The sequence below is a fragment of the Methylophaga thalassica MP genome, from assembly GCF_000214595.1.
GTDB lineage: Bacteria > Pseudomonadota > Gammaproteobacteria > Nitrosococcales > Methylophagaceae > Methylophaga > Methylophaga thalassica.
Genome location: NZ_AFIG01000003.1, coordinates 360624 through 386631 on the forward strand (window position 1 = coordinate 360624; position 26008 = coordinate 386631).

The window sequence follows — 26008 nt, forward strand, 5'->3', positions numbered from 1 at the left end:
GCTAATATCAAAACATCTCATTTAATTTTTCAGCTCCTGCTCAATTACAGAGGCAAGTTCCTCAGCCAGTTGTTTGGTTAATGTCGCATCAATACCTTCGACCATGACACGGATAACCGGTTCAGTTCCTGAGGCTCTGAGTAATACTCTTCCTTCATCTCCCAGTCTTTTCTCTACCGATGAAATGGCTTGGTTAATCTCAGCATTTTTATTCAGGTCAATCATTTTATTGACTCTGACATTAATCAAATGTTGAGGATATTTTGTTACGACAGATCGTAACTCATGCAGACTATTGTTAGTTTGCTGAATTTCTGCAACCACTTGAAGCGCTGCAACAATGCCATCACCTGTTGATGTCTTGTCCAGACAAATGATGTGACCAGATGCTTCCCCACCCAGTAAACCACCGACCTGTTGTAGTTTTTCCATGACATAACGATCACCGACTTTTGCCCGATGAAGTGACATATCGAATTTCGCCAGCGCATGCTCTAAGCCAAGGTTTGACATCTGTGTACCAACAACATCAGGCATACTTGCTCCCATCCGTTGTCTTGCTCTGGCGATGATAAATAATAGTTCATCACCATCGACGATTTCCCCGCGATGATCAACCATAATGATACGATCACCATCACCATCTAAGGCAAGCCCCAGATCGGCTTTATTCTCAAGCACAGCTTGTTGTAGAAGTCGCGGTTCGGTTGAGCCACAGTTTAGATTGATGTTAAAACCATCAGGTTCTGCGCCCATAACAATGACGTGTGCGCCCAACTCTTTGAAGACATCCGGGGCGACGTGGTAGGTAGCGCCGTGCGCACAATCGACAACGATTTTCAGCCCACTTAAATCAATGCCAGTTGGTATTGTACTTTTACAAAACTCAATATAACGACCTGCCGCATCACCAATACGATGTGCTTTACCCAAACGGGTAGAATCAACCGTTTTTAATGGTTGTTCCAGCATCGCCTCAATTTCCAGCTCTATTTCATCAGGTAATTTTGTCCCCTGCGCCGAAAAAAACTTAATGCCATTATCATGATAAGGATTATGCGAAGCACTGATGACTATGCCAGCTTGAGCATGAAAAGTACGGGTTAGATAAGCAACTGCCGGAGTAGGCATGGGCCCTAGTAAATAAATATCAACGCCTGCGGCAGATAAACCAGCCTGTAAGGCAGACTCAAACATATAGCCCGAAATACGGGTATCCTTACCAATGATGACTCTGCTGTTACGTTCTTTCGCCAGGACTCTGCCAACGGCCCAACCGAGTTTTAATACAAAGTCCGGCGTGACAGCACCATCACCGACACGACCACGAATGCCGTCTGTTCCAAAATAACGTCTTTGTTTAGTCAAAATCTTCTACCTGCATAACTGCCTGACTTAATTTTACGGCTTGATGAGTCTCTTTCACATCGTGAGTTCTAATAAGCTTTGCACCCAACCATGTCGCGATTGAAGCAAGCGATAAACTCCCAGCTAATCGTTCATCCACACTGACTTTTAACATATCACCAATAATAGACTTACGTGAAACACCAACTAAAACCGGATAAGGTAAATCCGTCAGAGTGGATAAATGTTTCATCAGCCTTAGATTATGGCGGGCACGTTTACCGAAGCCAAAACCGGGATCAAGCATGATCTGTTCAGCTTTAATACCTGCTTTTAGACAGGTATCTACGCGTTCCAACAAGAACGCTTTCACTTCAGCAACCACATCGCTGTAGTGAGGTTCATTTTGCATGGTTTGGGGTGTGCCTTGCATGTGCATTAAACAGACGGGCACATTTAGCTCAACAGCGGCTGCCAATGCGCCTTCAGTTCGCAATGCATTCACATCGTTGATAAGCCCAGCACCAGCCTTGACCGCTGCTCTCATGACTCCAGGCTTCATGGTATCGATAGAAATAGGAATATCGAATTCCGCACTTATCATTTCGATGACGGGTGCAACACGTTCGATTTCTTCTTGCTCCGCAACGATGTCTGAACCAGGCCGCGTAGATTCACCGCCGATATCCAGAATATCCGCGCCTTCGGCGATAAGCTTTTCAGCTTGTTTGAGGGCAGCATCACGATTAAGAAATTTGCCACCATCTGAGAATGAATCAGGAGTGACATTTACGATGCCCATAATACGAGGAACGGACAAGTCCAAGGACTTGCCCGCGCAATCAAAAATCACGTAATGACTTCCTGGTTTTTAATGCAGCTGATCAGCTGGTTTGCCAGAAGGTGTTTCTGAAGAATCAGACTCTGTATCACCAGATGGTGGCGTAGACGAACGATCAGTCCAGTCTTTTGGTTCACCCGGTTCACGACCTTCCATAATGGCATCAATCTGATCACTATCAATGGTTTCATATTTCATTAATAGTTTAGCCATAGTGTGCAATTTATCCATATTATCAATCAGCAATTGTTTTGCACGATCATAGTTACGGTTGATAACACGTCTTACATCTTCATCGATCTGTTTCGCTGTCAGATCAGACACCGCTTTATGCTGAGTCACACTACGGCCCAAGAAAACTTCGCCTTCATCTTCACCATAAGACAATGGTCCCATGTTGTCAGAAAGCCCCCATTTAGTGACCATATTATGAGCGAGCTCAGTGGCACGTTGGATGTCATTGGACGCACCGGTAGTCACCGCTTCCTGACCGAAGATAAGCTCTTCAGCTAAACGACCACCATATAAACTTGAAATTTGGCTTTCTAAGGTCTGTTTGCTGTAACTGTATTTATCTTCTGTCGGTAAGAACATCGTCACACCCAATGCTCTACCCCTTGGAATAATACTGACTTTATAGACAGGATCGTGCCCCGGTACTAAACGACCAATGATGGCATGGCCAGCCTCATGATAAGCCGTTAACTCTTTCTCTTTTTCATTCATCACCATGGAGCGTCGTTCTGCACCCATCATGATTTTATCTTTTGCCAATTCAAGTTGTTCCATGCCAACCAGACGTTTATTACCGCGAGCAGCGAATAATGCCGCTTCATTAACCAAGTTAGCTAAGTCTGCACCAGAAAAGCCTGGTGTACCACGAGCAATCACTCTTGCATCGACATCATCAGCGGCTGGTACTTTACGCAGATGCACATTGAGGATCTGTTCACGACCACGAATGTCTGGGAGCGGTACCACGACCTGACGGTCAAAACGGCCAGGACGTAATAATGCTGGATCAAGTACGTCAGGACGGTTAGTTGCCGCGATAACGATGACACCTTCATTACCTTCAAAACCATCCATTTCTACTAATAATTGGTTAAGTGTTTGCTCACGTTCATCATTACCACCGCCCATACCAGCGCCACGGTGACGACCTACAGCATCAATTTCGTCAATAAAAATGATACATGGCGCATGCTTTTTGGCTTGTTCAAACATATCACGAACACGCGACGCACCCACACCAACAAACATTTCAACGAAGTCAGAACCAGAAATAGAGAAAAACGGTACTTTAGCTTCACCTGCAATCGCTTTAGCCAGTAAGGTTTTACCTGTACCTGGTGAACCAGCCATCAAAATACCGCGAGGGATACGACCACCCAATTTTTGGAACTTGCTTGGATCGCGCAGGAAATCAACAAGTTCAGCCACTTCTTCTTTGGCTTCTTCTACACCAGCGACATCTTTGAAGGTGACTTTAACTTGATCTTCGTTAAGCATGCGCGCTTTGCTTTTACCGAATGACATGGGGTTTTTACCGCCACCACCCTGCATTTGTCGCATAAAGAAAATCCAGACACCAATCAATAGAAGCATTGGGAACCATGAGATAAAGATCTGCATCAGTAAGCTGGTTTTTTCTGCTGGTTCCGCTTTGATGGTGACGCCATTATCTAATAAATCACCAATCAAACCGGGATCGTAATCAGGACTATATGTCGTGAATTTACTACCGTCTGTCAGTTCACCTGAAATGGTTCTGCCCTGAATATCAACTCTGGCTACAGCCCCGTTTTTCACGTTGCTGATAAAGCTAGAATAATCCATGCTGCCTGAATCATTACTTTGTGGACCAAAATTATTAAAAACAGACATCAGCACAACGGCGATGACTACCCACAAAACAATATTTTTCATCATGTCATTCAATGTAAGGTACCTCTGGTTACCATTAAATGTTATTTGAGACCACGCCCCAACAAATAAACTTCACGACTTCTCGCTCGAGAAGCCCCCGGCTTACGGGTAACAACTTTCGTGAAGTTGTCTCTCATTTCTTTCAAAAAAGCTTCGAATCCTTCGCCTTGAAACACTTTGACAAGAAAGCAACCGCTTTTACTTAAATTATTCAATGCAAAATCTAAAGCCAACTCGACCAAGTACATACTTGAAGGCTGATCTATCGACCCTACACCTGTCATATTGGGGGCCATATCCGATAATACAAGGTCTATTTGCCGACCATCCAATACTTTATTCAATTCATCTAGTACATCGTCTTCACGGAAGTCACCTTGAATAAAATGTACTCCCGTCAGAGGTGTCATTTCTAATATATCTAGTGCGATAACTTTACCACTATCGCCAACCTTGGCTAAGGCATAGTCAGACCAACCGCCAGGTGCTGAGCCAAGGTCAACGACACTCATACCAGGACGAATAAGTTTATCTTTATCATCAATTTCTTTTAATTTGAAAGTCGCACGTGAACGATGGCCTTCTTTCTGAGCCTGTTTGACATACTGATCATCAAAATGTTCTTTTAACCAGCTTTGACTTGATTTACTTCTAGCCATATCAGGATATTTGCTCTGCTTCTGAACGCTTATCTGAAGTTAATACTAACATCAAACCAAGTAAGCTCATTAACATATACATACTCTCACTTAGTTTATGCAGCGTATCAAACCGTTCAGTTAAAATTGGATCTGTACGCCAGTCTAATAATTTTATCGATGCCATATCAGGCTGGATAAAAAGTAGAAAGACAACACTCATGATTAGCATGGCTAAAATAAGCCAGCTTCGCCAATAGCGATGAAATGTGGTGACACCAAAAACAAATAACCGACTTATCAACAAAATACAGGCACTTATAAGACTTAGAATATTGACGGCATAAAACAATTTGCCGGCGTAATCACCGGCAATTGTTAGTTCTAAATTCGCAAAGGCCATTGGCACGGCTAAATATCCTATCGACCACAGTGAACCGATCCAAAGGGTCAAAAGTAATCGTTCACCTGAATAGCCAGACAGCATTCTACGCCTCGTAGCCTATATCAATAATTTCATATTCGATATTACCACCTGGCGCTTGCACTGTTGCCACATCATCAATTTCTTTACCAATCAGTGCACGAGCAATCGGCGAAGATACAGAAATACGATTTAATTTGATATCAGATTCATAGTCACCCACGATCTGATATTTCACTTCCTGATCAGTATCTATGTTTAATAAGGTTACTGTCACCCCAAATACCACGCGGCCTTCTTTAGGTAAAGTAGCCGGGTCGATTATCTGAGCATTAGACAATACCGACTCCAATTCCTGAATACGACCTTCGATAAAACTTTGCTGCTCTTTTGCTGCGTGGTACTCCGCATTTTCTTTTAAATCACCATGTGCGCGGGCTTCTGAAATAGCCGCAACCACTTCAGGCCTTGCCACCATCTTCAGGTGTTTTAATTCTTCTTTAAGTGCTTCAGCACCACGTGAAGTAATAGGTACAGCCATTAATTTAACTCTCCATGCAAAGATTGCAGCCTGTTTACTGAGCCAATATCTTCGCTATTTAGTGCTTGAACAGTGGCTCTAGCAGCTGCCAATGTTGTCGTATAGTTGACTTGATGCTGCAGTGCTGCACGACGAATTTCTCTTGAATCGGCAACAGATTGGCGACCTTCGGTCGTATTCACAATCAAGTCAATTTCATCATTTTTAATCATATCGACGATATGAGGCTGGCCTTCCGCGACTTTGTTCACAGGCTCACAATTCACACCCGCTTCTTCTAATACACGCTGTGTGCCTCGTGTAGCGAGCAATGCAAAACCAAGTGAGGACAAGTCTTTCGCAATTTGTATAACAGCTACCTTATCAGCCTCACGCACACTGATAAAGGCTTTGCCTCCAGTAGGCAGTACAACTGAAGCGGCTAACTGTGATTTTGCAAAAGCTTCACCAAATGTTCTGCCAACCCCCATGACTTCACCCGTCGATTTCATTTCAGGGCCAAGGATAGGGTCGACACCTTGGAACTTAATGAATGGGAATACCGCTTCTTTAACAGAGTAATAAGAAGGAATGACCTCTTTCGTTACGCCTTGGTCTACTAGTGAGCGACCCGCCATGGCTCTCGCAGCGATCTTGGCTAATGGCACACCAATGGATTTCGATACATAAGGCACTGTACGTGACGCACGTGGGTTGACTTCAAGAATATAGATTTGCTCACCCTTAATGGCAAACTGCGTATTCATTAAACCTTTTACACCGAGCTCTAACGCCATTTGACGTACTTGCTCACGCAACTGGTCCTGTGTTGCCTGACTCAGGCTATATGGCGGTAAGGCACAAGCAGAGTCACCAGAGTGAACACCGGCTTGTTCAATGTGTTCCATAATGCCGCCAATCAGCACATCTTTACCATCGCAGATAGCATCTACATCGACTTCAATAGCATCATCAAGGAAACGGTCTAATAAAACGGGCGATTCATTCGATACTTTCACCGCATTCAGCATATAACGTTGTAATTCTTCTTCGTTATAAACGATTTCCATCGCGCGTCCACCCAATACATACGAGGGACGTACTACTAAGGGATAACCAATTTCCGATGCTAATGCGACAGCCGTATCAACAGAATGAGCTAGTCTATTTGGTGGTTGTAACAAGTTCAGTTTTTCAACCATTTGCTGGAAACGTTCACGATCTTCTGCGTGATCAATGGCATCTGGTGATGTTCCGATAATAGGAACACCCGCAGCTTCAAGCGCACGTGCCAGTTTCAATGGCGTTTGACCACCAAACTGCACGATCACCCCTTTTGGTTTTTCCAGCTCGACGATTTCTAATACATCTTCCAGCGTCAAAGACTCGAAATACAGACGATCTGAAGTGTCATAATCCGTTGAAACCGTTTCTGGATTACAGTTGACCATGATGGTTTCATAACCGTCTTCACGTAATGCTAATGCCGCATGAACACAGCAATAATCAAACTCAATACCCTGACCAATACGGTTAGGCCCCCCCCCCAGAATCATAATCTTGTCACGATCACTTGGGTTGGCTTCACATTCCATATCGTAAGTTGAATACATATACGCCGTGCCAGTTGCAAACTCAGCACCACAGGTATCAACGCGTTTATAGACCGGACGTACTTGCATCGCCTGACGATACTCACGGATCTGTTTTTCTGTTTTTTGTAACAGTTTAGCCAATCGTGAATCAGAGAAACCTTTGCGTTTTAAGGCATACATTTCCTGCTGATCGATATCGTTAAGCGAGCGTTCTTTAAGTTGATTTTCTAATGTCACCAACTCTTCAATTTGAATCAGGAACCATGGGTCTATATGTGTCAGCTTTTGAATTTCATCAAAACTGAAACCATAACGGAAGGCATCTGCTACGTACCATAAACGATCTGAGCCCGGTAAGCTCAGCTCACGGCGTAATGTTTCTGCTATGTTTTCCTCTGTCAGATCTATGACTTCTGTCAAACCATCACGATCAATTTCAAGGCCACGTAAAGCCTTTTGTAATGATTCCTGGAAGTTACGCCCAATAGCCATCACCTCACCGACAGACTTCATCTGCGTACTTAGACGGTTATCAGCCTGTGGGAATTTTTCAAATGTAAAACGCGGTACTTTTGTCACCACGTAATCGATTGTTGGCTCAAACGAAGCCGGTGTCGCGTTACCGGTAATTTCGTTTTGCAATTCGTCTAGTGTATAGCCTACTGCCAGTTTTGCAGCGACTTTCGCGATAGGGAAACCTGTTGCTTTAGAGGCCAGGGCTGAAGAACGCGAGACACGTGGATTCATCTCAATGATAATCAGACGGCCTGTTTCTGGATTAACAGCAAACTGTACGTTTGAACCACCGGTATCCACACCAATTTCACGCAATACTGCCAGAGAGGCATTACGCATGATTTGATATTCTTTATCTGTCAGGGTTTGAGCTGGGGCAACGGTGATTGAATCACCTGTGTGTACGCCCATAGGATCCAGATTTTCAATGGAACAGATAATGATGGCGTTATCTTTACGGTCACGCACCACTTCCATTTCATACTCTTTCCAGCCTATGATTGACTCTTCAATCAGTAATTCAGAAGTTGGGCTGAGGTATAAACCTCGCTGACAGATTTCAATAAAATCCTGCTTGTTATAAGCGATACCACCGCCACTACCGCCCATCGTAAAAGAAGGACGGATAATCACTGGGAAACCAAATTTTTCTTGAACCTGTAAGGCTTCGTCCAGCGTGTGTGCAATATCAGATTGTGGCATATCCAGACCGATTTTACGCATGGCCTCACGGAATAAGTCACGGTCTTCAGCTTTGTTAATCGCTTCACTATCAGCACCGATCATCTCGACACCGAATTGTTCTAAGATCCCGTGTTTTTCCAGATCCAGTGCACAGTTAAGCGCTGTCTGTCCGCCCATGGTAGGCAAAATGGCATCTGGACGTTCTGCTTCAATCACTTTGCTTACAGCTTGCCAGGTAACAGGCTCAATATAAGTGGCATCAGCCATATTAGGGTCAGTCATGATCGTGGCTGGATTCGAGTTCACCAGAATGACACGATAACCTTCTTCTCGCAGCGCTTTACACGCTTGTGCACCAGAATAATCGAATTCACAGGCTTGACCGATAACAATCGGTCCTGCACCCAGAATCAGAATACTTTGAATATCAGTACGTTTAGCCATCGTGTGTTATTTACCCGTTGCTTGTTCAAGTAGATCGATGAAGTGATCAAAAAGTGGAGCTGCGTCTTGCGGACCAGGACTTGCTTCAGGATGTCCCTGGAAACTAAATGCTGGCTTGCTGACGTGGTGGATACCTTGCAAGGTGCCATCGAATAGTGATCTGTGCGTTGCTGTTAATGTGTCTGGCAGTGTTTCTTCATCTACGGCAAAGCCATGATTCTGGCTGGTGATCATAACCAATCCCGCCAGCAGTTCTTGCACAGGATGGTTAGCACCATGATGACCAAACTTCATTTTGACTGTTTTGGCGCCACAGGCGAGACCTAACAATTGGTGACCAAGGCAAATACCAAAGGTCGGGATATCTTTTTCCAGCAACGTTTGAATCGCACTTATCGCATAATCACAGGGTTCTGGATCACCAGGTCCATTTGATAGGAATACCCCATCCGGATTAAGGGCTAAGACTTCTTCAACAGGGGTTTGTGCCGGCACAACAGTGAGTTTGCAACCACGCTCCACCAACATTCTCAGAATGTTTTTCTTGGCACCATAGTCATAAGCCACCACATGATATTTAGCTTCAGCCGCTTGAGACTGGCCATCAATATGCCAGCAAGCCTCATCCCAGACATAGGATGCTTTTGTGCTGACTTCTTTGGCAAGATCCAGCCCTTTTAAACCCTGAAAGCCTTTTGCAGCAGCGATAGCCGCTTCAACATCGATGTTATCACCAGCGACGATGCAGCCTTTCATTGCCCCTTTTTCACGAATCAAACGTGTTAATGAGCGTGTATCAATACCTGCCAAGCCGACAATATTGTGTTTGACCAGGTAAGCATCCAATGCTTGTTCACTTCTCCAGCTACTTACAACAGGAGAAAGTTCTCGAATAATAAGTCCACTTGCGTAAACGTTGTCAGATTCTTCATCCTCGTCATTAACACCGGTATTTCCGATATGAGGATAGGTTAATGTGACTATTTGTCGACAATAAGAAGGATCAGTCAGGATTTCCTGATAGCCAGTCATTGACGTGTTAAAAACAACTTCACCGACTGACTGGCCAATGGCTCCAATCGATTCGCCGTGATAAACCGTGCCGTCTTCAAGAGCAAGTAACGCACTCGTTCGCAAGGGAAACCTCCACCAGATAAAAATAATGGGGCAAACATGACGTTCTCCCCAGACAAAATCTTTGTAATTTTATCGCAAAACAGCCGGTCGAGTCCACGCTAAAAACGATTATCCTCTGGCGCTGGTGCTAACTATTTCAATTTCCTGAAGTGTATCTGCGATTCTATATATAAAGTTCCGGTCTGCGATGTGTGTGTAGCGGCATATTTGACCGAACCTGACGCAGATACTCAATATCAATTCGACTCAGGGTGAGGCCGACTCTTTCAGGCGCACAGCACAGGATGCTTCCCCAGGGATCAATAATGACGCTGCTACCGTATGAAATCCGATCACCATAATGTTTCCCCCACTGATTTGGCGCGACAATGTAGACCTGATTTTCGATAGCCCTTGCAATTAACAGCGGTAACCAGTGATGTTTACCTGTATGGAGAAAAAATGCCGCCGGAACAAAAATAATTTCAGCTCCCTTGTCTGACAGTGATCGAAACAAGTCCGGAAAACGTAAGTCATAACAAATGCTAAATCCCAGCCGACCCAGCTCATGATCAAGCACTACTGTTTTACTACCGGGCTTTATGCCGGCTGACTCCATATACCCCAGTGGAACGGCGTCACACATATGAATTTTCTGATAGCGGGCTTTTTCACTGCCATCGCGGTCGATGAAGATAGACGTATTGAACAACCTTCCACTGTTTTCATCAGTGATTTCATACACACTGCCCAGCAATAGAGCACAGTTACTCTGTTTGGCAAGCTGGCTAAAGCGAGGCAGGATATCCGTTTCCAGTTTCTCGGCCACATCATGCTTCGCTGAATGGTCATTACCGACATAGAGAAAGGTTTCAGGAAAGGCTAAAAGATTGAGCTTTCGCTCAGCGGCTTCTGCAATCATATGCTCAGAAAAAGCCAGATTATCTTCATAGCTTTCGGACGAATTCATCTGCACGATGCCTACATCAATTACCATCACATCACCTTATCTTTTACGCGGCTAATCCCCTCTAGCGAAAATATAACAAAAATAAGGTCTACACAAACTCACGCCAGACACATTAGAAAATCACTGGTGACATTAGGATTGCTTGGGTATATTGAAGCGTTTAATGTGTAATCAATGAGGTCAGCCATGACACAATCAATAATCAATAGTGGTTTCCCCAACCAACGCCCCAGAAGAATGCGTAAAGATGATTTTTCTCGACGTTTAATGCGGGAAAATGTGCTGACGGTTAATGATTTAATCTACCCCTGTTTTGTTCTGGAAGGTTCTAATCAGCGTGAAGAAGTAAAATCGATGCCTGGCGTGGATAGGCTTAGTATTGATCTTCTTCTAAAAGAAGCCGAAACCATTCATACGCTTGGTGTGCCAGTGATGGCCTTATTCCCTGTCACGCCTATTGAGAAAAAAACAGAAGATGCAAGTGAAGCTTATAATCCTGACGGCCTTGTTCAACAAGCCGTCCGTGCATTACGAAAAGAATTCCCTGAGCTGGGCATTATGACTGATGTCGCGTTAGACCCGTTCACAACACATGGCCAGGATGGTTTACTCGATGATGATGGTTATATCGTTAATGATCAGACTGTCGATGTGCTGATTAAACAAGCTCTATCTCATGCCGAAGCCGGTGCTCAAATTGTCGCACCGTCAGATATGATGGATGGCAGAATTGGCGCCATTCGTGATGCACTGGAATTCAACAGTCATATTCATACGCGCATCATGGCTTACTCCGCCAAATATGCTTCCAGCTTTTACGGGCCATTTCGTGATGCCGTTGGCAGCTCAGGTAATTTAGGTAGTGGTAACAAATTTACCTACCAGATGGATCCGGCCAACAGTGATGAAGCCTTGCATGAAGTCGCATTGGATATTCAGGAAGGGGCTGATATGGTGATGGTCAAACCAGGTATGCCCTATCTTGACGTTTTATACCGTGTCAAAGAGACATTTAAAAAGCCGACCTATGTTTATCAGGTCAGTGGTGAATACGCCATGTTAAAAGCGGCAATTCAAAACGGTTGGTTATCAGATGCGGTGATTGAGGAGAGTCTGCTTGCCTTCAAACGCGCTGGTGCTGATGGCATTCTGACCTATTTTGCCAAAGATGTTGCTCAGCGCCTGAAAGCTGGGATCTGATTCTCAAGAAATTTATTAGCTATATCTATGACAGATAAATATGCCGTTATCGGCCACCCAATTAAACATAGTAAATCGCCCTTTATTCATGCTGAATTTGCCAAACAATGTCAGCAGGATATTGAATACACCGCAATAGAAGTGCCACTGGACTCGCTGGCTTCAAGTCTTCAGCAACTACGTGACGTTCTGAAATTAAAAGGCATTAATATCACCGTTCCATTTAAGGAACAGGCATGGGAGCTGGCAGACAATTTATCGGACCGTGCTCAACGTGCCGGTGCGATAAACACCCTGATGTTTGAAAACAACGGTTCGATGTTTGGAGACAATACTGATGGCATTGGTTTATGTCGTGATCTTGAAAACCATGATGTTAGCTTAAAAGATAAACGGGTTTTATTAATTGGTGCAGGCGGTGCGGCGCGTGGTGTGATTGCACCGTTAATGACCTACCAGCCTACTGAGCTTTTTATTGCTAATAGAACCGCCAGCAAAGCGAAAAAACTGGCAGAGCTATTTGCTGATTTAGGCCAGATTCAGGGAGGTGGCTTTAGTGAGGTAAATAATCACTTCGACGTGATTATCAATGCCACTGCTGCAAGCTTACAAGGTGAAGTGCCTGACTTACCAGTCAGCATTTTTACTGAACAAAGCTGTTGTTACGACATGATGTATGCAGATACCGACACCGCTTTTATTGCATGGGCCAAGAAACATAATGTCAGCAAAACGGTAGATGGCTTAGGCATGCTTGTCGAACAGGCTGCCGAAGCTTTTTATCTCTGGCGAAAAATCAGACCTGACACCGGCTCAGTCATGCAAAAGCTTCGAGACGGTATGCAAGCAAGCTGACTGTGTCCTACTCTAAAAAATAAAGCCTGCGTAAGCAGGCTTTATTTATTCTGAAAGCATTCAAAACTATTTATGCTCTTGCGCTAATTCCGGATGCGTATTGTGAACATGATGTTTGTCTCTTACCGGACGGATAGATAAATTTGCAATGAAGGCAATGATCAATAGCCCCGCCATGGCGAACATGGTTGAGTTATACAAGCTAGGGGTTGGATCCAAAGTCCCTGCAGGTGCAATTTCCATCAACTGCGAAATAGACACCGTTTTTGCCGCAATCAATTGATCAAGATTATCAATACTCGCCCCGAATTTCTGCAAAAAGGCTGCCGGATCCACTTTGGCAGCTAATTCATGTAACACTTTATTCAGCGAGTTTTCGCGTAAATGCGTAATGACATAAGGCCCCAAAATACCTGCCGTGCTCCAGGCGGTTAATAGTCTTCCATGGATACCGCCGACATGCATGGTCCCAAAAATATCGGCTAGATAGGCAGGAATGGTGGCAAAACCACCGCCATACATTGTGAAAATAATCATGGTTACCGCATAAAACATGACTAATGCGGTCACACTCGGACTCACACTTGCTTGCGTTGCAATATAGGGAATAGATAAATACAGCAATGCGCCCAGAACGAAAAAGCAATGATAGGTATTCTTACGACCAATATAGTCAGATGCTGTTGACCATAAAAAACGGCCTGACATATTAAAGACACTGATCATCAACACATAGGTGGCAGCAAAACTGGCATCGACGATACCTGGCAAGCTAGGGCTAAAGATATCGGTAATCATGGTTTTTGCAACACCAATCACCCCTATGCCTGCTGTCACGTTAAAACATAAGACGATCCATAGTTGATAAAACTGAGGAGTTTTTAATGCTTGATCAATATGAACGTGATTATCTGTAATCAGACGATTTTTTGTTGATTCATTTTTAGCAGGAGGAGTCCAGTTTTCAGGTTTCCAGTCTTTGGCTGGTACGCGGAAGCTAAACGCTGCTATTGTCATCACGATGAAGTAAACAATGCCCAGCGTAATAAATACGCTTGTAGCACCAGTATCACCAGTACCGACGACATACACCCCTTCTGGCCCTGGAATCGGGGTTTTTAACATATCGGCAGCAGAAGCAATAACCACTTCAACTTGTTGGCCAGCGACGTCAGCATAACGTCTGCCTGCCTCTGTTATCAGATTAACATCCGCCACTTTGCCCAGATATTCCGGCATCTGATAATACAAACGCAGTAGGTAAGTTATCAGTGGTGCGCCAATCATCGCGCCACCGCCAAACCCCATAATGGCAATCCCCGTTGCCATTCCTCGTCGGTCAGGGAACCAACGAATCAGTGTGCTTACCGGTGTGACATAAGCCAGACCCAATCCACAGCCACCAATAGCACCATAACCTAAATAGATAAGCCAAAGTTCATGTGTGGCAATACCGATACTACCAACAAGAAAACCACCGCCCCACAAACAGGCAGCGAGAAATCCAGTGGCTCTTGGTCCGACTTCTTCCAGCCATTTACCGCCAATAGCAGCAGCTAAACCCAAAAAAACAATGGCCGTTGAAAAAATCCAGACTACTGATGAAAAGCTCCAGTCATCGGCGGCACTCGCTACTACACCAAATTGTTTGGTTAATGCAGGATTAAAAATACTCCACGCATACACTGAACCAATACATAAATGGATAGCAACAGATGCTGGTGCGATTAACCAGCGATTAAATCCGGGTTTGGCGATGATATGTTTCTTGGATAGCCGAGCGGCTAGGTTATCGAACAATGACATCAGTAATATTCCTCTCTAGATATAGTTATTATGTTTTTCAGCAACATATCACAACTATTCATCAAGACGGAACCGCCATAGCAAAAAAGCCGAAAAAAGCGACTCAGATAATATTTACAGTGGCGTATAAACAGACTAAGAAAAACATCCCCACCGATAATGACCGGCTTCTTTTTTATGATTAGGATCAGGTGAGGATGAAGGGGAAATTGAGCCCCACAGTGTCGGTGCGACGGGGGTTCTTGAACCATGAGATTCAAGAGGGAAACTTCATGAAGATGGCAAACTTCCCGTCAAGCGGGCTTGTTTTTCAACTTCTAATTTTCAGTTTCCTTAAGCATTTGCTTATCGGCTCAAGACACACATGTCGCTATCGAGCACCGCAGGGACATAACTAATGATACGCAAAATAAGTTGGCTTAGCTCAAGTTTTTCAGAGCTCTAACTGTCTATCTTCTTCCAGAAAAGCGCTAACACGCTCTTTCAATTGTAGAATTTTATTGTTTACTTTTTCCATGTCATGACCTTCGTCATGTTTAAAAATAAGCAACTCATGCGCTAAATTTAATGCTGCCATCACAGCAATCCGATCCACCCCCACGACTTTTCCGGTGTGGCGGATTTTTTCCATATTGTCATGGACCATTTTTGCGGACGCAATCAATGCTTCTTTTTCTTCCTCAGGACAAGCAATTTGATATTCCTTACCCAGAATGGTGACGGTTACCGGTGAACTCATAATTCGCTATCCAATTCTCTCAAACGACTAACCATTTTCTCAATCCGGCTTCGAGCAACATCGGTTTTTTCGATCAGTTGCGTACGTTCTGAAAGCCATGCTGTCTGCTGTGAGCGTAACAACATGTTCTCTTCCCGCAATCGACGACTGGTACGAAGTAGCTCATCCACTTGTTGTTCCAATTGTTGTATCGCGTTTTTATCCATTAATATGAGTTCTTTCGCTGTGCGAGAATAAAGCCTAACTATAGACGTGCGCTGCCGACTCGGTCAACAACTGTCATAATAGGAACAATTTGTGTTCCAATGCATCACATTGAACAAGATATCTTTTTAGTCATTATTCAGGTTTTAACTTTATGTCACAACTCTATTTTCCATCCTTATCTCCCGATAATCAGACAGGTGATGGCCCGGCAAGCCTGGCAGAACTCCAGGGCGCATTATGCGGTTTGCTGTGTATGGATGCATTAGCTGATCGAAAAAACTGGTATGTACGGCTGTTTGAAGACTTTTCGCCAGCCGAAGAAGAAAAACAAGATTTAACACATTTATTTGACGAGACCATTCAGTCATTAAACAGCCTCGACTTCGATTTTCAGATTGAACTTCCGGATGATAATGCTCCGATAGTTTCGCGTTTATCTGCGATGGCTGATTGGTGTCAGGGACTAGTCTATGGCCTCGGTACATCAGGTATGACTAATGAGACCGAGTTATCTGATGATTGTCAGGAATACGTCACCGATGTGATCAAAATCAGCCAGGTAAACTTTGAAAACGTGGAAGATACAGAAGAAGAACGTGCTAACTTTGAAGAGTTAGTTGAATACATCCGCATGGGACTCTTTTTATTATATGGAGAGTTACAACCTGCCGATCCTACAGACGAAGCTACCGAACACTAATGCAAAAGAAAGAATTCGCCAAACGCCGTCAACACCTGATGGATATTATGGGGCCTGACACGATAGCCGTGCTACCGAATGCTCCCGTCGCCAACCGTAACCGTGACGTTGACTACCCTTACCGTAGTGACAGTAATTTTCATTACCTTACCGGTTTTGATGAACCTGAATCAGTGCTTGTGCTGATTCCAGGCCGAGAACATGGTGAATATATCTTGTTTTGCCGTGAACGTGATTTGGACAAGGAAATCTGGGATGGTTACCGTGCTGGTCAGGATGGCGCCATAAATAACTTTGGTGCGGACGATTCCTACCCTATCAGCGATCTCGATGATATTTTACCGGGCCTGCTGGAAGACAAAGAAAAAGTCTATTACACGATGGGAAACCAACCCAGCTTTGACCAGCATATGGTGTCTTGGTTAAACCACCTACGACAGGCCTCTCGCTCAGGAAAACATTCACCGACTGAAATTATTGAGTTAGAGCATTGCCTCAATGAGCTTCGCTTATTCAAAAGCAGTCAGGAAATCAAAGCGATGAAACAGGCGGCAAAAGCCTCTGTTCAAGCGCATATTCGTGCAATGCAATTTACTAAACCAGGCAAATGGGAATATGAAGTCGAAGCCGAGATTATTCATGAATTTATGAAACATGGCTGCCGTTCTCCGGCTTACCCTTCTATCGTCGGTGGTGGTGAAAATGGCTGCATCCTTCACTACATCGAAAATAACGCCAAACTGAAAAATAACGACTTGTTATTAATAGACGCTGGTGCAGAGTATGAATGTTACGCAGGTGACATCACCCGGACGTTCCCTGTTAATGGCAAATTCAGCCCAGCTCAGGCGGCCTTATACCAGGTGGTATTAGATGCGCAAAAAGCGGCTATAGCGGCCGTCAAACCTGGCAATCATTGGAATCAGCCTCACGAAGTGGCGGTAGAAGTGCTGACACAAGGCTTGGTTGATCTGGGTATTCTGAAAGGCGATGTCGCTCAGCTTATTGAAGACGCCGCCTATCGCGAATTTTATATGCATCGTACCGGTCATTGGTTAGGTATGGACGTTCATGATGTCGGCGATTATAAAGTGGGTGGCGAATGGCGACTGCTTGAACCGGGCATGGTCTTGACTGTTGAACCCGGTCTGTACATACGTGATCAGGCTCATGTTGATAAAAAATGGCACTTCACCGGCATTCGTATAGAAGATGATGTGTTGGTAACAAAGGACGGCTGTGAAGTATTAACAGAGGCGGCACCCAAAGAAATTGATGAAATTGAAGCTTTAATGGCGGAGGCAATATAAAAACGTGAATCACGGCGTATTTGATGTGCTCATTGTAGGGGGTGGCATGGCAGGAGCCAGCCTTGCTATCGCGTTAAAAAATAGCCAGTTAAAAATTGGACTTATTGAAGCCAAATCATTAGAGACTGATTCACAACCCAGTTACGATGATCGTGGTATTGCGCTTAGTTATGGCTCACAGCGCATATTTGACACCATGGGTATCTGGTCTCACATTGCTCAGCATGCCAGCCCCATTCATCATATTCATGTGTCTGAACGCGGCCGATTCGGCGTTACCCGCTTATCTGCTGAACAAGAACAAGTGCCTGCTTTAGGGCAAGTTATCACTGCCAGACATTTAGGTCACAGTCTTAACCGCCAATTACTGAAACTTAGTAATCTGACATTATTCTGCCCTGCCATGGTGACGAGTGTATTAACTGAGACTGATAAAGTTAAGGTCACCTTGGGTGATGGAGCAGTATTAGAGACAAAATTGATTGTCGCCGCTGATGGCCGCAATTCCACTATCCGCCATTACCTGAAATTAGGGGCGTGGGAACAAGATTACAATCAGGTTGCTGTCACGGCCAATATATCTACGGATAAACCTCATCAGGGATGGGCATACGAACGTTTCACAGCCTCTGGTCCTATGGCTTTGTTACCAATGACTGACAAACGGAGTAGTCTGGTATGGACTGTTAAGGCAGGTGAGAAAGAGGCGCTGCTGGCCATGCCAGAGCATGCGTTTCTGGAACGATTACAGAGCGAGTTTGGCTATCGTGCCGGTCGTTTTACTCGTGTAGGCCAGCGAAATAGCCATCCCTTAATTCTGATGCAAGCGGATATGCCTGTTCAGCCAAGGATCGTATTTATTGGTAATGCTGCTCACAGTCTGCATCCGATTGCCGGACAAGGGTTTAACCTCGGACTGCGTGATGTTGCCGTATTAGCAGAACATCTGTTTAACGCAAAAGACTGCGGTGATGCAGAACTACTGAAAAACTATCAGGAACAACGCCAACAAGACCAGAATCAAGTGGTCAAATCCACTGATCATTTGGTCAAATTATTCAGTAACAATATCCCTGTTTTGGGTCATCTGCGAGGCGCAGGCCTGACATTAGTTGACGCCATGCCAGTGATGAAACACTGGCTTGCCACAAAAAGTATGGGCTTGGCGCAGGCACAGCCAAAATTAGCCAGAGGTGTTCCACTAAGATGAAACAAGAATATGACATTGCGATTGTCGGTGGCGGTATGGTTGGCTCTTGTCTGGCCTTAGCATTATCGCGCCACAGTGACTTTAGTATTGCCCTGATTGAAGCGCAGACATTTGAAACTTTAGCTGAAGATGCCCCTTTCGATATCCGGGTTAGCGCCTTAACCAAGGGCAGTGAGAATATTTTAAAAGCTCTTAAGATCTGGTCATTGATACCGCCGTCCCGGTTATCCGCATTTTCTGATATGAAAGTCTGGGAAACGGCAGGCAGTGAACTACATTTTAATAGTGCGGATATGGGGGCAGCTAACCTCGGCCACATTATCGAAAACAGACAACTGCAGCAAACCAGTTTCTCTTTATGTCAGCAGCAGCCCAATATTGATGTGATTACACCGGCAAAACCGATCGCTATTGAACACCAGCACCTTCATCTCGACAATGATCGTACACTGAAAACGAAACTGATCATCGCTGCTGATGGCGCACATTCCGCCATAAAAGCGTTCGCTGACATTGAAACAAAAGGCTGGACGTATCAACAAAAAGGCTTGGTATGCAACGTCACTACAACAGCCTCACATCAACAGACGGCATGGCAACGCTTTTTACCGGAAGGCCCTCTTGCTTTCCTGCCTCTCGCAGATAGTCACCAGTGTTCTATCGTCTGGACTTTGAGCTCTGACAATGCCGATCATTTATTGGCACTGCCTGATGATGAGTTTATCAACGAGCTCAATATCGCTTTTGAAGAACGTCTTGGTAAAGTCACAAAAATCAGTCATCGCAATGCTTTCCCTTTACAGTTACGCCATGCTGACACCTATATCAAACCAGGTTTAGTTCTTGTCGGTGATGCTGCTCATACAATTCATCCACTGGCTGGCCAAGGCGTTAATATTGGTCTACTAGATGCGGCAACCTTGGCTGAAGTCATTATTGCTGCAGCCCAGCAAGGCCGGGACATCGGCCAGTTACATACATTACAAAAATATCAGCGACAACGACATGCGGATAATCTGCTGATGCAAATGAGTATGGATATGTTTAAGCGTGTATTCACTAACTCTCTGACCCCAGTAAAATGGTTACGTCAATTGGCTTTACGCCAGGTCAATAAAAGCCGTTTACTAAAAAACCTGTTTATGCAGCAAGCGGCAAGTCGATCCTTTGCCACTCCCAAATTAGCTCAACGCCTTCATGATCATCACTAGTTGAAAAATCAGGCTGACAGACCTGTCTGTTTTTTTTGATGACTTACCCTACTCCACGGAGCCATGTATGTTTCGATTTCTTACCCGTCAGTTTCTGACCGGCCTTATCACAATACTGCCTATCACCATAACGCTCTATCTGATTTACTGGGTTATTTCCTCAACTGAACAAGCATTAAGTCACGTCATCAAGTTTATTCTGCCTGATTATATGTATTGGCCTGGCATGGGATTTCTCGCTGCCATTGCCTTGATTTTTTCACTCGGCATCATGATGCGGCTCTATGTTTTCAAACGCTTATTCAAATTTGCAGAAAGTCTGCTTTATCACTTACCTGTTATCAAATCGATATATGGCAGCATGCATGACTTTTTCCATTACTTCACCCCCGGTCGAGAAACAGAGTTTCAACAAGTTGTCGCCGTCAAACTCGATAATGGTATGGAAATGATTGGTTTTATTACACTGGATAATGCCGAACATTTACCGACACAAGATGATGAAGAACGCGTGCTGGTCTATTTTCCGATGAGTTACAACATCGGTGGTTACCCAGTCATTATGCCAAGACGATTGTTGAAACCTGTTGATATGACAATGGAACAGGCGATGCGTTTTGTATTAACCGCTGGTGTCGCGGGTCATACAAAACCTAAATAGGCAGGAAAGCTAATGTGGCCGCCCTGACGACAAAAGTCTTGATAATACGGCCATTTTTCTGGGCTATGATTTGAGCAAGATTATCTTGTGTCGCTATCATTTTTCCAAATATACGCTGATAGCTTAAATTACGTACTTCCCCTGAAAGGCTGTCACTGAGCATGAGTAAATTACCCTCAGAGTCACGTTTTTTTGCCAGTAACCAGGCAGCAATTTCGATGTTACGCGCACTGTTGTATAGTTTTTGCTGATCGATAGAAGTCAGATAAAAAAACTCGCTATGATTATCGTAAGACGCCATCAGCATTTTTCTTAAGCCGATAATATAGGCCAGTACACGATCTCCCTGAAAGCGTTCATCCAACGCAAGTCGTATAATATCGGTGGGTTTTCTGATGATGGCCCATTCGGGATAGATAAAGTCGACCTGTCTGGAGAATGTTCTCTCTACACTCTCTTTTATGGTTCTGACATCCCTGTCATGGCGCAGATTTGGATTACGTTTATAAAGCTTAAACATCAACCTTTTGAGCTGAGCCATAACAGCTTGCTGGTGAACTTCTATCACCTCATCTATATCGCTCTTAGCCAGTCGAGAAACGCCAGGCTCAGACTGTCCGTTATTTCCGCTTGTCGCGCACCCCACTAAAAAGCAGACAAGCAATAAAACACTAAACCATCTCATCCACTATTTGCCCTCCTGATGGCTTGGTGTTATCTAAATTCTCAATATACAAATACTGCTGCACTGTTTTTGGTAACACTGTCGATTTTTGTTCAGACTGAGACGATTCACTTTCAGTGCTAATAAAATAACGAATAAACTGTGCTTGTTGGCTATCTTGAGCAGATACCACAGGGGTAACAATATTGGAGGTATCGGCTTGTTCTTTATCAATCAGCGTTAAACTGGTTTCAACAGCAGAATCAAAAGTAACAGGTAAACGTGAGCTATTGCGTGATTCAGCGGGAACCAGCGGATAGAAATTAGCTTGTCTGTTATTGTTTATCTGCATGTGAATTTACGCCATTTCTCGGCTTGTTACGCCTGCGTCTGGGTTTTTCTGGTTTATTCACGTCATGTCTTTTTCGCTGCGGTATCGCTTCTTTTTCTCTTTTTACCCGCGGTTTTGGTGTTTCCAAGTGTTCATCAGACGTCGAAGCCAAGGGTAATTTATGCTTAATATAAGCCTCAATATCCGGTAATGAAAACACATATTCTTCGCAAGCTAAACTAATGGCGACACCACTAGCGCCGGCACGGGCTGTACGGCCTGTTCTGTGCACATAATCTTCCACATCTTGAGGTAAGTCATAATTAAACACGTGACTGACTGCAGGAATATGCAGGCCTCGCGCAGCGACATCGGTAGCGACAAGAAAAGGAAACTCACCATCCTGAAAATGCTGTAACAGACGCTCGCGTTTTTTTTGCGGTACATCGCCAGAAAGTAATGAAGCTTTGTACCCATTTCCTTCTAAATAGCCCCAAACTACTTCAGCAGCTTGTTTGGTATTCACAAAAATAATGCCTCGCTCTGGGTTTAACCGAGCAATCAACGCAAGTAATAATGGAATCTTTTCATCATTCGCCGGGTAATACACCCATTCTTCAATACGATCGCCCATCATTTTTTCAGGCTCAACCTGAACCTTTTCCGGGTTATTCATATGTTCATAGGCGAGTTCACTGACTTTGTAACTCAAGGTGGCGGAAAACAACATGCCTAAACGTTGTTCGGGTTTGGGAATGCGGCGCAGGAAATAACGCACATCTTTAATAAAGCCAAGATCAAACATCCGATCCGCTTCATCCAGCACCACCACATCAATAAATTTTAAACTGAAAACATGCTGTTTCTGATAATCCAGCAAGCGTCCGGGTGTACCAATCAAAATATCCAGACCACCAGTAATCATATCTCGCTGACGTTGGTAATCTTTACCACCATGAGCGATGCCTATGCGTAAATTTGATTCCACATTCAGTTTTTCCGCATCCTTGGCTATCTGAATGGCTAATTCGCGGGTTGGCGCCAGGATTAGTGCTCTGGGTTGTTTTCCATCCCAGTTTTCCGCAGGGGCTTTTTCAAGTAAACACTGGAAAGTCGCCAGTAAAAAAGCGATGGTTTTTCCTGTTCCTGTCTGTGCCTGACCAGCGACATCGCGCCCGGATAATAATAGTGGCAGCGCAGATGCTTGGATCGGCGTGCAAAATTCGAATCCGGCCTGTGCCAGCCCGGCTTTTAGTGAAGCGTGGAGTGGCAAGGATGAGAAGGCCTGCTCGGTTAGATGTGCACTCATAGAATACTTGCATTACCTTTTATGATAGGAAAAAATGTTAGGCTATATCGTATGGGAGTATAGACCCACGATACTTTATATACCACTGGAGATAAAACATGAGCGAAAACGTCACCCACGTGACCGATGGCGACTTTGATAGCCAAGTACTACAGTCTGACCTGCCTGTGTTGGTCGATTACTGGGCTGAATGGTGTGGTCCATGCAAAATGATCGCCCCTGTATTGGATGAAATCGCGACCGAGTACGCTGGTAAATTGAAAGTTTGCAAACTGAATATTGACGAAAACCAGGACACTCCACCACGTTACGGTATCCGTGGTATCCCAACATTGATGCTATTTAAAGATGGTGAAGTGGAAGCAACAAAAGTGGGTGCTTTAACGAAATCACAATTGGCTGCGTTCTTAGACAGCAATATTTAAAAAAATGAACTCCCCGCCGGATATCCTCAGCGGGGAGTTTGCTTTTTAAGCTTGTGAGTTATGCCGGCTATTCATCAGCCCCCCGCCTGGCTGGTAATGCATGACCACCCTCGACCAGTACATTCAGTCACATCTGATAATGCGCTGGTTTCTTTATGCCTGAACTATATGATCACAAAATGGATGTCTCAGAACTTTTAAATGACCTAAATAAACCACAACGTGAAGCCGTTGCTGCTCCGTTGGGCCACGCCAGAATATTAGCGGGTGCCGGCAGTGGTAAAACGCGTGTATTAGTTCATCGTATCGCCTGGCTGATTCAGGCTGAAGGTTTCTCGGCGGGCAATATTCTTGCTGTTACCTTTACCAACAAAGCTGCTGCTGAAATGCGTGGTCGAATTGAAGACATTCTGGGCTATCCACCCGGCGGAATGTGGGTAGGCACATTCCATGGTCTGGCACATCGTTTACTCCGATCTCACTGGAAAGAGGCAGAACTGCCACAGAACTTTCAGATTCTTGATAGTGATGACCAACTGCGTATGTTAAAACGCATCATCCGAGCCATGGAACTTGATGAAGCCCAGTGGCCACCCAAACAGGCTCAGTGGTACATCAATGCTCAGAAGGACGAAGGTCTCAGAGCTAAAGACATTCAAGCCGGCCATGATCCTTATTCAAAAAATATGCTGGCGATTTATAGTGCCTACGAACAGGCCTGTCAGCGCGCTGGTGTGATTGATTTTGGTGAAATATTACTCAGAAGCCATGAACTGTGGTTAAAACGTCCCGATATTCTGGCGCAATATCAGCAGCGGTTTAAACAAATTTTAGTCGACGAATTTCAGGATACCAATACCCTGCAATATGCCTGGTTACGTATGTTAGCTGGCAGTAGCGGACACCTTTTCATCGTCGGTGATGATGACCAATCGATATACGGTTGGCGTGGTGCTCGCATTGAAAATATCCAACAGTTTGATAAAGACTACCAAGGTGCCAGCACCATCCGTCTGGAACAAAACTATCGTTCCACAGGGAATATTCTCAAAGCGGCGAATGCGGTTATCGCCAATAATAGTGAGCGTTTAGGCAAAGAACTCTGGACTGAAGATGATGATGGTGATCTCATCCAGATTTACAACGCTTATAACGAGCGCGATGAAGCTTCTTATCTGGTAGAACAAATCCGCAAATGGGTTGAAAATGGCGGTAAACGCAGTGATGCTGCCGTGCTGTATCGCTCCAACGCCCAATCACGTGTCATTGAGGAAGCCTTATTACAAGCAGCCATGCCCTATCGGGTTTATGGTGGCTTACGCTTCTTCGAGCGAGCCGAAATCAAGGATGTGCTTTCTTATTTACGGCTGGTATCAAATCGTCTCGACGATGCCGCCTTCGAACGTATCGTTAACACCCCGACCCGAGGCATAGGGGCGGCCACGCTGACACAATTGCGTCAATATGCCCGTGAGCGCGGTATTTCCATGTGGCATAGCGCTATTGAAATGCTGAATGCTAAAACTTTCGCTGCCCGTGCTGGCAATGCATTAGCGGCTTTTCTCACCTTGATTGATTCGCTAACGCCTGAGCAAGAAGGTGTGATGTCTTTAAACGAAATCACCCAACTGGTTATCGATGAAAGTGGTTTAAAAGCCCATTATGCGAAAGATAAAACTGAAAAAGGTCAGGGCCGGCTAGACAATCTAGAGGAATTAATCTCCGCCACCAAACAGTTTCACAAGCCTGAAGAAGCTGAAGATATGTCCGATCTGGATGCGTTTCTTGCCCATGCCGCACTGGAGGCAGGTGAGAATCAGGCCGATCGCTGGGAAGACTGTGTGCAGTTAATGACGCTTCATTCGGCTAAAGGTCTGGAGTTTCCTATCGTCTTTATGGTGGGAATGGAAGAAGGCCTTTTCCCTGGACAGAAATCCAGTGATGATCCGGTTCGACTCGCTGAAGAAAGACGTCTTTGCTACGTCGGTATGACACGTGCCAGAAAGACGTTATATCTGCTATTCACAGAATCGCGCTTTCTTTACGGGCAGGAAATGATGCAACGGCCTTCCCGTTTTTTGAGCGAATTACCCAGCAGCTGTACAGAAGAAGTTCGTGCTCGCAATAATCACATTAGCCCAAGCATCAATGGTGTTCGAGGTCGGGAAAGTCAGACATTAAATGAAACCGGCATCAAAACCGGACAACATGTACATCATCAAAAATTTGGCCCCGGTGTTGTGGTAGATACTGAAGGTTCAGGTAAAAATGCACGGGTACAAGTCAACTTTAAGCATGCAGGAAGTAAGTGGTTGGTACTTGCTTATGCTAAATTAGACATACTTTAATCAGGGAT

At 44.7% G+C, this 26008-nt stretch carries 24 protein-coding genes and 1 other RNA gene; 9 read left to right on the forward strand and 16 right to left on the reverse strand.

The window, feature by feature from the left end:
- Window positions 1-21: 21 nt before the first annotated feature.
- From glmM to MAMP_RS13335, 9 genes are all read right to left on the reverse strand, one after another.
- Window positions 22-1368, reverse strand: a complete 1347-nt coding sequence (glmM, locus tag MAMP_RS13295; RefSeq protein WP_007146598.1) for a phosphoglucosamine mutase — start codon at window positions 1366-1368, stop codon at window positions 22-24.
- Window positions 1361-2200, reverse strand: coding sequence for a dihydropteroate synthase (gene folP / locus MAMP_RS13300; protein ID WP_040576610.1), 840 nt, complete (start codon window positions 2198-2200; stop codon window positions 1361-1363). The genes glmM and folP overlap by 8 nt, the downstream gene beginning before the upstream one ends.
- 18 nt (window positions 2201-2218) lie before the next feature.
- A complete protein-coding gene (ftsH, locus tag MAMP_RS13305; protein ID WP_040576611.1) occupies window positions 2219-4120 on the reverse strand; it encodes an ATP-dependent zinc metalloprotease FtsH in 1902 nt (633 codons plus the stop codon).
- Window positions 4121-4158: 38 nt separating this feature from the next.
- Window positions 4159-4776, reverse strand: coding sequence for a 23S rRNA (uridine(2552)-2'-O)-methyltransferase RlmE (gene rlmE / locus MAMP_RS13310; RefSeq protein WP_007146601.1), 618 nt, complete (start codon window positions 4774-4776; stop codon window positions 4159-4161).
- 1 nt (window position 4777) lies between these two features.
- Window positions 4778-5242, reverse strand: coding sequence for a DUF4149 domain-containing protein (locus MAMP_RS13315; protein ID WP_007146602.1), 465 nt, complete (start codon window positions 5240-5242; stop codon window positions 4778-4780).
- 1 nt (window position 5243) lies between these two features.
- On the reverse strand, window positions 5244-5720 hold the full coding sequence (gene greA, locus MAMP_RS13320) for a transcription elongation factor GreA (RefSeq protein ID WP_007146603.1): 477 nt from the start codon (window positions 5718-5720) through the stop codon (window positions 5244-5246).
- Window positions 5720-8938: a carbamoyl-phosphate synthase large subunit gene (gene carB, locus MAMP_RS13325; RefSeq protein ID WP_007146604.1), complete on the reverse strand. Its 3219-nt coding sequence runs from the start codon at window positions 8936-8938 to the stop codon at window positions 5720-5722. Before carB ends, greA begins: the two co-directional genes overlap by 1 nt.
- A 6-nt stretch (window positions 8939-8944) precedes the next feature.
- Window positions 8945-10075 carry a glutamine-hydrolyzing carbamoyl-phosphate synthase small subunit gene (gene carA / locus MAMP_RS13330; RefSeq protein ID WP_007146605.1) on the reverse strand — a complete coding sequence of 377 codons (1131 nt, stop codon included), beginning with the start codon at window positions 10073-10075 and terminating at the stop codon, window positions 8945-8947.
- Between the two features lie 163 nt (window positions 10076-10238).
- Complete coding sequence (locus MAMP_RS13335; RefSeq protein WP_007146606.1) at window positions 10239-11051, reverse strand: carbon-nitrogen hydrolase family protein; 813 nt, start codon at window positions 11049-11051, stop codon at window positions 10239-10241.
- Window positions 11052-11210: 159 nt separating this feature from the next.
- On the opposite strand from MAMP_RS13335, the gene hemB reads away from it, so the two are divergent.
- Window positions 11211-12224 (forward strand): porphobilinogen synthase, encoded by a 1014-nt coding sequence (gene hemB, locus MAMP_RS13340; RefSeq protein ID WP_007146607.1) that lies wholly within the window; start codon window positions 11211-11213, stop codon window positions 12222-12224.
- 27 nt (window positions 12225-12251) lie between these two features.
- Window positions 12252-13079, forward strand: coding sequence for a shikimate dehydrogenase (gene aroE, locus MAMP_RS13345; protein ID WP_007146609.1), 828 nt, complete (start codon window positions 12252-12254; stop codon window positions 13077-13079).
- A gap of 66 nt (window positions 13080-13145) precedes the next feature.
- Here aroE and MAMP_RS13350 read toward each other — a convergent pair whose 3' ends face one another.
- From MAMP_RS13350 to MAMP_RS13360, 4 genes are all read right to left on the reverse strand, one after another.
- Window positions 13146-14885, reverse strand: a complete 1740-nt coding sequence (locus tag MAMP_RS13350; protein WP_007146611.1) for an OFA family MFS transporter — start codon at window positions 14883-14885, stop codon at window positions 13146-13148.
- Window positions 14886-15094: 209 nt separating this feature from the next.
- A non-coding RNA gene (gene ssrS / locus MAMP_RS15975) (6S RNA) lies at window positions 15095-15277 on the reverse strand.
- A gap of 41 nt (window positions 15278-15318) precedes the next feature.
- Complete coding sequence (locus MAMP_RS13355; RefSeq protein ID WP_007146612.1) at window positions 15319-15624, reverse strand: cell division protein ZapA; 306 nt, start codon at window positions 15622-15624, stop codon at window positions 15319-15321.
- Window positions 15621-15830, reverse strand: a complete 210-nt coding sequence (locus MAMP_RS13360; protein WP_007146613.1) for a TIGR02449 family protein — start codon at window positions 15828-15830, stop codon at window positions 15621-15623. The genes MAMP_RS13355 and MAMP_RS13360 overlap by 4 nt, the downstream gene beginning before the upstream one ends.
- A gap of 152 nt (window positions 15831-15982) precedes the next feature.
- Here MAMP_RS13360 and MAMP_RS13365 point away from each other — a divergent pair, with 152 nt between their 5' ends.
- From MAMP_RS13365 to MAMP_RS13385, 5 genes are all read left to right on the forward strand, one after another.
- A complete protein-coding gene (locus MAMP_RS13365) occupies window positions 15983-16531 on the forward strand; it encodes a UPF0149 family protein (protein WP_007146614.1) in 549 nt (182 codons plus the stop codon).
- The gene (gene pepP, locus MAMP_RS13370) at window positions 16531-17841 is read left to right on the forward strand and encodes a Xaa-Pro aminopeptidase (RefSeq protein WP_007146615.1); all 1311 of its coding nucleotides are present in this window, start codon (window positions 16531-16533) and stop codon (window positions 17839-17841) included. Before MAMP_RS13365 ends, pepP begins: the two co-directional genes overlap by 1 nt.
- Before the next feature lie 25 nt (window positions 17842-17866).
- Window positions 17867-19051: a 2-octaprenyl-6-methoxyphenyl hydroxylase gene (gene ubiH / locus MAMP_RS13375; RefSeq protein ID WP_319946205.1), complete on the forward strand. Its 1185-nt coding sequence runs from the start codon at window positions 17867-17869 to the stop codon at window positions 19049-19051.
- Entirely contained in the window at window positions 19048-20262 is a 1215-nt protein-coding gene (locus MAMP_RS13380) for a UbiH/UbiF/VisC/COQ6 family ubiquinone biosynthesis hydroxylase (protein WP_007146617.1), read from the forward strand. Before ubiH ends, MAMP_RS13380 begins: the two co-directional genes overlap by 4 nt.
- 67 nt (window positions 20263-20329) lie before the next feature.
- A complete protein-coding gene (locus MAMP_RS13385; RefSeq protein ID WP_007146618.1) occupies window positions 20330-20923 on the forward strand; it encodes a DUF502 domain-containing protein in 594 nt (197 codons plus the stop codon).
- Here the strand turns inward: MAMP_RS13385 and MAMP_RS13390 are convergent.
- The 3 genes from MAMP_RS13390 to rhlB are packed head-to-tail and all read right to left on the reverse strand — an operon-like array spanning window position 20916 to window position 23227.
- Window positions 20916-21608, reverse strand: a complete 693-nt coding sequence (locus tag MAMP_RS13390) for a hypothetical protein (protein WP_007146619.1) — start codon at window positions 21606-21608, stop codon at window positions 20916-20918. The two genes, MAMP_RS13385 and MAMP_RS13390, sit on opposite strands and share 8 nt — an antisense overlap.
- Window positions 21595-21939, reverse strand: a complete 345-nt coding sequence (locus MAMP_RS13395; RefSeq protein WP_007146620.1) for a hypothetical protein — start codon at window positions 21937-21939, stop codon at window positions 21595-21597. The genes MAMP_RS13390 and MAMP_RS13395 overlap by 14 nt, the downstream gene beginning before the upstream one ends.
- A complete protein-coding gene (gene rhlB, locus MAMP_RS13400; RefSeq protein ID WP_007146621.1) occupies window positions 21923-23227 on the reverse strand; it encodes an ATP-dependent RNA helicase RhlB in 1305 nt (434 codons plus the stop codon). The genes MAMP_RS13395 and rhlB overlap by 17 nt, the downstream gene beginning before the upstream one ends.
- A 98-nt stretch (window positions 23228-23325) precedes the next feature.
- Between rhlB and trxA the strand changes: the two genes are divergently transcribed.
- Together trxA and uvrD are read left to right on the forward strand one after the other, a co-directional pair.
- Entirely contained in the window at window positions 23326-23652 is a 327-nt protein-coding gene (trxA, locus tag MAMP_RS13405) for a thioredoxin TrxA (RefSeq protein WP_007146622.1), read from the forward strand.
- A 179-nt stretch (window positions 23653-23831) separates the two neighbouring features.
- Window positions 23832-26000 (forward strand): DNA helicase II, encoded by a 2169-nt coding sequence (gene uvrD, locus MAMP_RS13410; protein WP_040576676.1) that lies wholly within the window; start codon window positions 23832-23834, stop codon window positions 25998-26000.
- Window positions 26001-26008: the final 8 nt, after the last annotated feature.